This is a genomic window from Actinobaculum sp. 313, from assembly GCF_003073475.1.
In the GTDB taxonomy this organism is placed as follows: Bacteria; Actinomycetota; Actinomycetes; order Actinomycetales; family Actinomycetaceae; genus Asp313.
The window spans coordinates 483,299-494,464 of sequence record NZ_CP029033.1; the positions used below are offsets into that span (position 1 = coordinate 483,299).

The following is an 11,166-nucleotide window of genomic DNA, read 5'->3' on the forward strand; positions in this document are numbered from 1 at the left end:
CCCAATGGCGAAGAGGACCTCACGTGCCTCTGCTCCTGGCTAGTTGTTTGTTGCGTGGTTAATCAATTCTCCCACAAAAACAGATAACTCTAGCCCCTATCGAGAATTCCCTGACTGGATGGAGCGCCGACAGACCCTCAGGAGGCGAACAATGTTGTGGTGACAGAGTAGCGATCAGTGCGGTACAGGTGGTTCCCAAACTCGACGATCTGATCCCCTTCGTCGTACGAGGTGCGTGTTGCGGTGAGAAGAGCCGTCCCTTCGCGCACACCGAGAGTCGCTGCCTCCTCGGAGCTTGCTGCACGAGCGCCAACGAATTGGTCGGCGGTTACAGGCACGATTCCACGCTCGTGTAGTAGATCGTAGAAACCTGCGGAAGTTAGTTCCTGCGGGCTTGGCGCTATTGCTGCGGGCAAAAGATTCGCCATGAGAGCCAGAGGCTGGCCGTCGGCACTGCGTAAACGGAGCATGCTGACGACCGGTACACCCACTTCCGTTCCAAGTACTTGAGCATCGCCCGCGGTAGCGGCGCGCTCTTCGTATTCCAGTACGGATGTGGTCACCTCGTGCCCTGCAGCCAGAAGGTCGGCGTGGAGGCTAGTGAGATCAACCGGCCGTCGTATAGGAGCAGGGGAGACGACGGTGCCGACGCCGCGTCGGCGCTTGAGGAGGCCGCGATCCACGAGTTGTTGGAGAGCCTGACGGGCAGTGAGGCGTGAGACCCGCAGACGTCGTGCCAAAGCGATCTCGTTTTCGAGCCGCGCACCGGGAGGCAGTGCACCTTCGTTGATGCGCTGCGCGATGGCTTCGGCAATTTGAATGTAAAGCGGGGTGGTGCTGCGTCGATTCAGGTCGATGTCAATGATGAAGGACGAAGGGTTCATAATTCTGGTGTATCCGGTGTTGTGTGAATCTGAGGTTGTCCGATGAAGTCTGCTTGCCGGAGGCGCCATTTCCGTGGTTTCCGTGGCTCAGGTCGCGTGGTCGGGTAGGAGGAACTTCAAGGGTGCGGTGAAGGGAATTGAGCCACAGGGCGGCACCCATTTGTCTCAAAAGCCCCTAACCTAGGTCGCACCTCGAAATACCAATAACAGTATACCCCGCAGCGGGCGGTTTCTACTCCATCTTTGTTCTGACAATTGTTTGGCGACGCCGCAGAGGAGAGGTGATGGCGACAATGAATAGCCGCGATCCAGTGATCGTGTCGTCATAGATGGCCCCAAGTGCACCTCAAACGTGAGGTGAGCGATAGGTGGCGTGGTGGCGCGTGTTTCGATATTGTGTCATGTAGTTGTATGCACATTACGGGAAGATCTTGGTGGTGCGCGCCGTAATATCACCGGTCTCACCGAATGTACACGCGGGTTGCGCTGCTACAGTGAACGGCACAATCGTTCAGGTGCGCAGTGCAACTCGTTCGACTTGTGAGGCCAGTCTAGCGTGGGGGACTTAGGACTCATTACAGTGGAGGTGTCGCGGCACATAACCGGACTCTCAACGGTCGACGGAAGTTGTGCTTCAGCAATCCTCACCAGGACATGGGAACAAAGGAACAAATTCCAGGAGTCAATGACGATGAAAACTATTACACACTGGATCAACGGAGAGCACTACGAAGGGAGTCCCGTGGGACGAGTCCCTGTGGAGAACCCCGGAACGGGCGATATCAACGCCGAACTGCTCCTCGCCTCTGACGACGATCTCGACTATGCCGTCAAGGTTGCTACAGAGGCGCAAAAGGTCTGGGCAAGCTATTCACTCGCGAGGAGAACCGCTGTCATGTTTCGCATGCGCGAGCTGGTGCTTGCGCATCAAGATGAGATGGCTAGGCTAATCGTCGCCGAGCACGGCAAGAACTATTCCGACGCGATTGGAGAAATCCAACGCGGGCGCGAAACACTTGATTTCGCGACGGCGATCAACGTCGCCCTCAAGGGCGAGTACTCGTACGACATCTCAACTGGTGTTGACATCCACACCTTGCGCCAACCCGTGGGTGTGGTTGCGGGTATTTGCCCCTTCAACTTTCCGGCGATGGTCCCGCTGTGGATGCACCCACTGGCAATTGCGACGGGCAATGCCTTTATTCTCAAGCCTGCTTCCGCCACGCCGTCGGCGGCGATGCTCACGGCCGAACTCTACAAGGAAGCCGGGCTTCCCGACGGCGTCTTCAACGTGGTCGCGGGTAACCGGGAGATGGTGACCAAAGTTTTGGAACACCCCGGCATCAATGCGATCTCCTTCGTGGGATCTACACCCGTGGCGCATATCGTCCAGAACACCGGCATTATGCATGGAAAACGTGTGCAGGCGCTCGGCGGTGCCAACAACCATGCCATCGTGATGCCGGATGCCGACCTGGATTTCGCCGCCCAGCACATTTCAGCGGCAGCCTTCGGTGCCGCGGGTGAGCGCTGCATGGCGCTGCCCGTCGTCGTCGCCGTCGGCGGTATCGGGCCCGACTTGGCGCAACGTGTCAAGGCGAACGCCGTCAAGATTAAAGTCGGGTACGGCATGGATGAGGGCGTTGAGATGGGCCCGGTAATCGATGCTAAGTCGAAGCAGAAGATTATCGATCTGATTTCCGAAGGCGAGTCCAAGGGAGGCGAGGTTGTACTCGATGGCCGCGACCTGGTGATTCCCGGTCATGAGAACGGGCACTTCCTCGGCCCGACAATCGTGGATAACGTGCCACTTGATTCGCAGCTGTACCAGCAGGAGGTGTTCGGACCAGTGCTGGCGATTGTGCATGCTGAGACGTATGACGAGGCAATCAGAATCGTCAACGCCTCGCCCTACGGAAATGGTTCGGCGATTTTCACCAACGACGGCGGTGTCGCGCGGCGTTTCCAACTCGATGTGGAAGCGGGAATGGTCGGCATTAATGTGCCGATCCCGACGCCGGTGGCGTACTACTCCTTTGGCGGGTGGAAGGAATCACTGCTCGGAGATACACATATCCACGGTCCGGAAGGTGTGAAGTTCTATACCCGAGCCAAGGCGGTGACCGAGCGGTGGCCCACCGAGAAGGGCTACGCGGCAACGATGTCATTCCAGCGTGAGGAGTGACGGAACTGACAGGAGGGGCACTGTTCTCGGTGAGGGCAAGGGCCTGTTCGCGGCTGTGAACCCTAAGAGCGGAATCAAGGCCTGTTCTCGGCCGTGAGCTCCGAGGTCGGCCCCAGGGGTCCACTTGCAACCTCGGCAAGGGCCTCGAAGTTGAGACCATCCGGACTCCACATCCCAAGGATGGCGAGGTTCTTATCAAGGTTGCAGCCTGCGGCATGTGCCATTCCGATCTGCATGTTATCGGTGGCGCGATCGTATTTCCGCTGTCCGCCGTGCTCGGCCACGAAGTGGCCGGAACGATTGTGAAACTTGGTCCGGGCAACGAACACACCGGGCTGTGCTCGGTGCCCGAATGTGTCCCTTTCCCGTCCAAACGAGTGCGCGGCGGAATGGTTCGCTTTGTGAAGTGGCAGAATCATGCGGATTCTGCGACGAGCCAGAGGCCGGGCGGAGCGGTTTGGACGGGATTTGGACAGCACCCATTTCGACCTGCTCATCCACCCCGCTCATAATTGAGGATGAGGAGGAAAACGTGGTCGAGAATGGATGTGCGCAAAATGAGCCTAGGCGAAATGAGTCCAGACAAAATGGACCCGCGCAAGAAGGTGCATGCGAATCGGGCGGTGCGGCTACTGTTCTTGTCACCGGCTTTGAGCCTTTTGGTGGCGCTTCGTACAATCCGACGGAGGCCGCCGTGCGCATGCTGGCCGCTGACTATGCCTCCCACTATCCGCGCCTGATCGTCGAGATTCTGCCGGTCGAATTCGCTGCTGCGACAGCACGTATCCGTGAACTGATCGCAGCTTATCGCCCAACAGTAACGCTGTGCTGCGGTTTGAATGCTTCCTCAGAAGTACCAGTGCTGGAACGGGTAGCCCGAAACCGTATCAATGCGCGCATAGCCGATAATGCTGGGGTTCAGCCCGTTGGAGAAGCAGTCCAGAGCGGAGCCCCCGGTACGCTTCGTGCCACACTCCCAATCGGCAGAATGTTGGAGGCTGCGCGAAGCTCGGGGTATGAGATTGGCGTATCTGACGACGCCGGGGGTTTCGTATGCAATGCGACGCTGTTTTCGGCTCTTGACGCCTTACGGCAGATCAATGACAAGAGGTGCTGTGCTGGTTTCTTACATCTTCCCGACGACGTCGCGCGTTCTCGCGTGAGCAACGACGCAGAGTTAATTGACGTGCTGGTTGGTGCTGCTACGGAATGACTCCGCGGGGAAGAGCGGGCGGCACCGGGCAAGGCTTGCCGGAATCCGCGAGTGTGCCCGCCGCTGCTGATCCCTGCTGCGGAAACTCACAGGCCCTTTGCTGGGGGTGGAGGTGGTGCAGCCTCGCAGCCGTGCACCTTTCCGATGTGCGCTGTGTAACGCATTACCCCTTTGACCTGGTGAGAAGCTATGTACCAACTGGTAAGTTCATCTGGTAGCCCGGGCTCGTCCCTACTGACAGCATGAGAGGTTAACAATGAAAAACCGGATCTTTGCACTAGGAGCGTCGGCTGTTCTCGCCGTCTCCCTCGCCGCTTGTTCGAATGACAACGCGGACTCCGATTCGACAGATGGCAGCAGCTCGGCGGTTGAGACGACTGCGGTTGATGAGCCTATCGCTTCCAACGATGCAACTGACGACGAGGAGCTCAGTGCAGGAGAGAAGCGCGATGTCACCCGGTACCTGACGCTGGCGTCCGACCCGGGCGGATTCGACGAAGTATCGCTTGACCGTAACGATATGCGGGCATTTGTCGACTCGAATAAGAAGACGGCGGATGATGAGTGGGAAAGCTTCTTCCTCGTCGTCGCACTGACCGATGATTACTATGCTGAAGATCAGTACGTGATCCAGGATGTTTCTGAGATGACGTTCCTGGATGATGACGAGGTGCAGGCCGATGGCACCATGACGATTGCCGGTGAAGAGGCGAAGGTCTTCGTCGGGCAGACGGAAGAAGATGGATCGTATTACGGGGTGCGAGCAGCTGTGGTCGACCGCGGTAATGATGTGCGCATCTTGTTCGTCCTGCAGTTTGACGGTTCTTCGGAGTCAATGGCCGAGGTCAAAGAGAGCGATCTTGAGAATTACACCAGCACGGTGAAGTGGATCGACTGATCCGAGAGACGCCGCCGCGTTCGCGACGGTTGGCGCCGCATCGGCGTGACTGGGCCGCGAGCAGCGACAGTCTCGGGACCAGCGCGATGGAATAAATAGGCAATTCCCGCGAGGCTTCGTGCTTCGCGGGAATTTCTTTCTGCAAAGGCATGTAGCTACGCCGGCATCAGTTCACCGGGCGGTTGCGAAGAAGTGAAACTGCGGCAGACGCAGCGGAGGTCCGACTGGTGGGGGTCATCGAGAATCACGGGCCGACTGGATGGGTTCGAGCAGTGCGGTGGTGGGGCGTCGACATCTTCCGATTTATGTCGGAGGTTTCCGGCAAGATAGAGGAGAGACGGATCGTTTGCACCCTGATTGAGAGGAGGTAGCCGATGGATATCCTTGAGCGGTTCAGTGGCCCGGCGCGCCGCTGGTTCCGTTCCACTTTCGGCTCTCCGACGGTGGCGCAGGCAGATGCCTGGCGAGCGATTTCGCAGGGGCATAACGCTTTAGTGGTCGCGCCGACAGGGTCAGGTAAGACGTTGGCGGCTTTCCTCTGGGCAATTGATCGAATCGTCCGGGAACAGAGTGAAGAACGGGAGAATGAGACCCCGTCGAACAAGGGCTCGCTGGAGAAATCGGCGGTTGCTGCTCCGGGAGAGGGTGCCATGCCGCGTGAAAGCCGACACGTGTCCGGCACCGGTGCTGCCACAACGGGTGCTGGAACAACGCGGATATTGTATGTGTCCCCGCTCAAAGCGCTGGGCGTTGATATCGAACGAAACCTGCGCGAGCCATTGGAGGGGATCACACAGGTAGCGCGGCAGTTCGGCGAATCGCCGCCAAGTATCCGGGTAGGAGTGCGTTCCGGCGATACTACGTCATCGCAACGCCAGCGCCTTATACGGAATCCTCCGCATATTCTTATTACGACGCCGGAATCGCTCTACCTCATGCTCACCAGCCGCGCCCGCGAGACGCTGCGCGGTATAGACACAGTCATCGTCGACGAGGTCCATGCCATTGCCGGAGCGAAGCGTGGTGCGCATCTGGCTGTGAGTTTGGAGCGCCTTGACGCTCTGCTTGCCGCACCCGCCCAGCGGATCGGACTATCGGCCACGGTACGGCCTATTGATGAAGTGGCGCGTTTTCTTGGTGGCACAGCACCGGTGAAGGTCATCGAGGCGGGGGCGGCGCGTTCGCTAGAGCTAACCGTCACGGTGCCCGTCGTCAACCTGCAGGCATTACCCGCGCAAGTCTCGGAAGCCGGGGCGGCCGAAGAAGCCGTGAATTCCACCGGTTCGATATGGCCGTATGTGGAGGAATCGGTTGTTGATCAGGTCTTGCAACATCGCTCGACGATCATGTTCGTCAATTCGCGGCGGCTGGCAGAACGGTTGACCGGTCGCTTAAATGAGGTCTACCTGCGGCGCTTGGAACAGCAGGTGGAGCCATCGCAACGGCAAGAAGGGCATGGCGTGGCGCCTCCGGCGGGCGATAGGGCAGCCATGGCGCCCCCGCCGGGCGATAGGGCAGCCATGGCGCCTCCGGCGCAGATGATGGGGATGTCGGGGCGCGCGGAGGGCGTCGCGCCTGTGCTTGCCCGGGCACATCACGGTTCGGTATCGAAGGAACAGCGGGCCGAGGTGGAGGAGGGCCTGAAATCCGGGAGGCTGCGCTGCGTCGTCGCTACCAGTAGCCTCGAACTCGGCATCGATATGGGCGCTGTTGATCTCGTTATTCAAATTGAATCGCCGCCCAGTGCAGCCAGCGGCTTGCAACGTGTGGGGCGTGCCGGGCACCAGGTCGGTGAGGTCAGCCGTGCTGTTTTCTATCCCAAGCACAGTGGCGACGTTCTGCACAGCGCCGTCGTCGCCGAAAGAATGCTGCACGGGAACATCGAGGCCTTGGCCATTCCACGCAACCCGCTCGATATCCTCGCCCAGCAGACGGTGGCGCAGTGTGCTCTTGAATCCGTCAATGTGGACGAGTGGTTCGCAACGGTTCGGCGCAGCGCTCCATTCCAGTCGCTGCCTCGAAGTGTTTTCAACACCGTGCTCGATTTTCTGGCGGGCCGTTATCCCTCCGAGGAATTCGCGGAACTGCGTCCCCGCCTCATCTGGGATCGGGATGCGGGGACCATCACCGGGCGGCCCGGTGCACAGCGTCTCGCCGTGACAAGCGGCGGGACCATCGCCGACCGGGGTATGTACGGCGTTTTTGTCGCCGGTGAGCAACGTGATGCTCGGGTTGGCGAGCTTGACGAAGAAATGGTCTACGAGTCGCGCGTAGGAGATGTGTTTACCCTCGGTACGACGAGTTGGCGAATAGTCGAGATTACGCATGACCGTGTCAATGTGGCTCCGGCCTTCGGGCGGCCAGGCCGCCTGCCCTTTTGGCGCGCCGATAGTCTGGGCCGGCCGGCCGAACTCGGCGAAGCTATGGGGCGTTTTTGTCGAGAAATCACCGCAGTTCCCGAGGCCGAGGCGGCCGAGCGGCTCAGCGCTGCCGGTTTGGATGAGAACGCCGCCAACAATGTGTTGTCGTATCTGCGCGAGCAGCGTGCGGCAACCGGCACACTGCCCACAGACCGCACCCTAACCGTGGAACGTGGGCGCGACGACGTCGGCGACTGGCGGATTATCTTGCACTCGCCCTTCGGCATGCATGTGCATGCCCCTGGGCGCTCGCTGTTGCGGCACGTATTCGCCAAGTCTACGGCGGTGACGCATCCGCAGTTGCCAGCGACGACGGCATTATCGTGCGAATCCCCGCCGCAGATACGCGGACGCCTGGAGCGGAACTCTTTGTTTTCAACCCGGACGAACTTGAGCAGATCGTGACCGACGAGGTGGGCGGGTCGGCGCTCTTCGCGTCCCGCTTCCGAGAGTGTGCTGCCCGTGCCCTGCTGATGCCGCGGCTCAACCCTGGCAAACGGATGCCGCTTTGGCAACAGAGGCAGCGTTCGGCGGCACTGTTGGAGGTAGCGCGCAGGCATCCGGACTTTCCGATCATTTTGGAGGCAATGCGCGAGGTTCTGCAGGATGTTTACGATTTGCCTGCGCTGCTGCGGCTAGCACGAGGAATTGCCCAGCAGGACGTCCGCCTGGTGGAAACCGACCCGGCGCAACCATCTCCCTTCGCGCGTGACCTTTTATTCGGTTACGTGGACCAGTTCATTTACGAGGGCGACGTTCCGCTGGCCGAGCGCCGCACCGCTCTCCTGCAGGTCGATCCTGAGCTTCTTGGCGAGCTGCTTGGGCGGGTGGAGATGCGCGAGCTGCTCGATGCCGATGTCATTGCTGATTATGAGGCGCAGCTGCAGCACCTGACTCCGCAGCGGAGAGTACGTGGAATTGAAGGTGTGGCCGACCTGCTCCGGCAGCTTGGCCCCCTCAGCGTGCGCGAAATTGCGGATCGCCTGCAACCCGAGGAGGCCAAGCTGCAGGGGTGGAATGAGGATGAGGCGGTGCATGCTGACGGCGGCGGGAGTGAGCGCACAGGAAGGGATGCGGCAGAGAGCTGGAGTATTCGTGTTGCGCAGGCACATGTAGGCGAATTGGTTCATGCCGGACGTGCGATTGCGGTGGTATTCGCTGGAGCCGTGGCAGGTGAAGAAGCCATGCCGATAGAAGAAGCCATGCCGATAGAAGCGGATACGCCGATAAACGGCATCGGGCGGAGAGTGCCGACTTCGCGTTATGCCACCGTCACGTCCGAGGATGGCGCGTCCGAGACTGGCATGGTTCCCGCGGATCAGCCGACGGCTCTGCGTTACGCAGCCATTGAAGACGCGCCGCGCCTGCGTGATGCGCTCGGCGTGAAGCTGCCGCCGGGCATCCCGGCAGTATTCCTCGAACCTGTTTCCTCGCCCCTTGATGACCTCGTCTCTCGCTATGCGCGCACGCACGGCCCCTTCATCGCCGACGACGTCGCCCGGCGCTTTGGCCTGGGAGTAGCCGTTGTTACCGAGAGCCTGCAACGGCTACGTGAGGAGCACCGGGTGACCAGCGGGTTCTTCTTACCGGAGCGTCCGCACCCGCCGGAGGAGGGCGCTGCGCAGGCACCTGGCCTCTCCGCGCAGGAGCGGCGGTCCGCTTATGTAGAACTACCTGACGCCGTGAGCGGTGCGGGTATGCCAGTGGCGGCAGAGTGTTCGACTGATGGGGTCCATGGCGGCGAACCGTCGGGCTCGATACGGTGGGAGCGCATCGAATGGCGGCAGCGCGTCGAATGGTGCGATGTGCAGGTGTTGCGGCGCCTGCGGCAACTGTCGCTTTCCGTGCTGCGGGGAGGTGTGGAACCGGTCGCCCCGGAGGTGTACGCCCGTTTCCTTCCTGCGTGGCAGCACGCCGACGGATCCTTGGAAGGGATCGATGGCGTACTCGCCGTCGTCGAACAACTGGCCGGTGTTCCTATTCCGGCCAGTGCCTGGGAGTCGCTGATTCTTCCCGCTCGGGTACGGGACTATTCCCCGGCCATGCTTGACCAGCTCACAGCGGCGGGAGAAGTGACCTGGGTGGGGCACGGAACGCTTCCGGGGCGCGACGGATGGATAGCGCTATATCCGGCCGGGTATGCGGATGCGGGCGCGATACGAGGTATAAGCACGGCCGGAGCGCGGACTGCTAGCCAGCAGGCCATCGGCGGTATCGAGAAGCCTTCACCCGAGGCTGAGGCGGAACGAACAATCATCGCGGCCTTGCGCAACGGAGGTGCTTTTTTCGCGGGTCAACTGCGGGAGGCTGCGGGCGGGATAGCCGATGAGCAAGCATTTATGGCCGCGTTGTGGAACTTGGTGTGGGCGGGGTATCTGACGAATGACACCTTGGCTCCCGTGCGTGCGTTCATTGCGTATGGAACGCAGGCGCATAGAAGTGCGCGTACACCGCGTCCGCGCGCATACCGTGGTATGGGATATCGGGGAGTGCGGGCTGCGGCGGTGCCGCCGGTACTGGCCGGGCGGTGGTCGCTTGTTCCGGGTGCAGCTGGGGATGGTGGTGGCAGTCAGGAGGAAGGTTTCGAGCTGGTAAGCGCGGAGGTGGATTTGCCCCTCGAAGCTCGGCATATGGATGGGGAACCTACAGGGTCATTCGCGTTCGGGGTGAGAGCTTCTGTTCCGGCGAAGCAATCTTCTGTTCCAGGCACGGTGTCTTCTGCTGATGACGCTGCGACCGGCCGCGGGTGGTCCGCGCAAAGTGTACAAGCGGTCGATACTGCGTCTGCCTTACTTGACCGCTACGGCGTGGTGACGCGCGGATCGGTCCAGTCCGAGGGTATGCCGGGAGGATTTGCCGGTGTGTACCGCGTGCTGCGTGGTTTTGAGGAGGCGGGGCACTGCCGACGCGGGTATTTCATCGCCGGGCTGGGTGCTGCTCAATTTGCCTCAGCTGCAGCAGTTGATCGATTGCGGGAATTCGCCGATAGTGCTGATAATCAGGGGGATTCCGGCGGCGCTGTCACTCAGTCGAATGGCTCCAAGGAGTACACGGATCGCACCGCGACGCCTTCAAGCCGCAGCGGGCTTCAACCAACCGGCCACGGAGCGGCAATCACACTTGCTGCAACTGACCCTGCCAATCCGTACGGCGCGGCGCTTCCGTGGCCGGTAATCGAGAACGTGCAGCAGCGCCCGGGCCGCAAGGCGGGTGCACTTGTGGTTCTTGTGGCCGGTAAGCCGGTGCTATATGTGGAGCGTGGAGGGCGCACCGTTCTTCAGTTCACTGACGAAGCGGAGGAGTTGGCGCAGGCATGCCACAGTCTGGCGGCGACCGTGGCAGACCGGCACTTGGAGACGCTGGCCATAGAAAAGGTTAACGGCGAAGGGGCGGTCTTCCGCTCGGCGCTGGCAGGTCATCTTCGGGATGCGGGTTTTGTGGACTCGCCACGTGGGCTCGCACTGTACCGCGCGTACTAGCGGGTAGGCTGCGGCGTACCAGGCCGCAGACAGGACATTTGCCTGCACTTTTACAGCATTTCTTTAAAGGTAGTGCGGCGGCGCATC

At 60.7% G+C, this 11,166-nt stretch carries 5 protein-coding genes and 2 pseudogenes; 6 read left to right on the top strand and 1 reads right to left on the bottom strand.

The window, feature by feature from the left end:
* Window positions 1-137: 137 nt before the first annotated feature.
* Window positions 138-884: a GntR family transcriptional regulator gene (locus DDD63_RS02090; protein ID WP_108716602.1), complete on the bottom strand. Its 747-nt coding sequence runs from the start codon at window positions 882-884 to the stop codon at window positions 138-140.
* Window positions 885-1,575: 691 nt separating this feature from the next.
* Between DDD63_RS02090 and DDD63_RS02095 the strand changes: the two genes are divergently transcribed.
* The 6 genes and pseudogenes from DDD63_RS02095 to DDD63_RS13300 all read left to right on the top strand — a co-directional run bounded on the left by DDD63_RS02095 (window position 1,576) and on the right by DDD63_RS13300 (window position 11,079).
* Entirely contained in the window at window positions 1,576-3,069 is a 1,494-nt protein-coding gene (locus tag DDD63_RS02095; protein ID WP_108716603.1) for a CoA-acylating methylmalonate-semialdehyde dehydrogenase, read from the top strand.
* A 140-nt stretch (window positions 3,070-3,209) separates the two neighbouring features.
* Window positions 3,210-3,407, top strand: a pseudogene (locus DDD63_RS02100) (alcohol dehydrogenase catalytic domain-containing protein); the annotation flags it as partial.
* A 68-nt stretch (window positions 3,408-3,475) separates the two neighbouring features.
* On the top strand, window positions 3,476-4,282 hold the full coding sequence (locus DDD63_RS02105; protein WP_164505419.1) for a pyroglutamyl-peptidase I: 807 nt from the start codon (window positions 3,476-3,478) through the stop codon (window positions 4,280-4,282).
* A 256-nt stretch (window positions 4,283-4,538) separates the two neighbouring features.
* On the top strand, window positions 4,539-5,180 hold the full coding sequence (locus DDD63_RS02110) for a hypothetical protein (protein WP_108714981.1): 642 nt from the start codon (window positions 4,539-4,541) through the stop codon (window positions 5,178-5,180).
* 374 nt (window positions 5,181-5,554) lie between these two features.
* Window positions 5,555-6,901, top strand: a pseudogene (locus DDD63_RS13295) (DEAD/DEAH box helicase); the annotation flags it as partial.
* A 965-nt stretch (window positions 6,902-7,866) separates the two neighbouring features.
* A complete protein-coding gene (locus DDD63_RS13300; protein WP_346426242.1) occupies window positions 7,867-11,079 on the top strand; it encodes a hypothetical protein in 3,213 nt (1,070 codons plus the stop codon).
* Window positions 11,080-11,166 lie beyond the last annotated feature (87 nt).